We start from the raw sequence: 392 nt of genomic DNA, 5'->3' as shown, positions 1-392 counted from the left end.
ATATTAATTCGACAGAGTTTTAAATGATTATTTTTTAATTTGAAATTTGTTTTTAGTAATAAAATAGGTGTTTTTTTATATTGAATATGCCTGAGATTTTAACAAAAGAAAATTCTGTTCGTACCTCAGGCATGATCAGTGACGCGAGTCATAATGAAATAAAGCCACTGAATCCGTAGAAGAAGCCTTTTAAGTTAATAAAAACTTCTCAGGTATATAGTGATAGAGATTATTGACTTGACAATATTCTTCTAATTGAATAGTGGAATTAATGTTTATTTTGTGATATATCCTGATCATATGGTTTTCAATGACACTAGAATCAAGGTTCAATATTGTTCCAATTTGCTTTCTTGTGTATTTCTGTAAGAAAAGGAAAATAATATCCCATT

At 27.6% G+C, this 392-nt stretch carries 1 protein-coding gene; it reads right to left on the bottom strand.

What is annotated here, in order from left to right; translation table 11 throughout:
• Positions 1–189 precede the first annotated feature (189 nt).
• Positions 190–392 (bottom strand): helix-turn-helix transcriptional regulator (locus tag V2H77_RS00075; RefSeq protein WP_445935436.1); only part of this gene is annotated, 203 nt, incomplete at its 5' end.

Origin of the sequence: Photorhabdus sp. P32, assembly GCF_038085095.1 — a bacterium.
Taxonomy (GTDB): Bacteria; Pseudomonadota; Gammaproteobacteria; order Enterobacterales; family Enterobacteriaceae; genus Photorhabdus; species Photorhabdus luminescens.
Note: the sequence above shows the minus strand (reverse complement) of the source record. Positions and strands in the feature narration are given on the sequence as shown.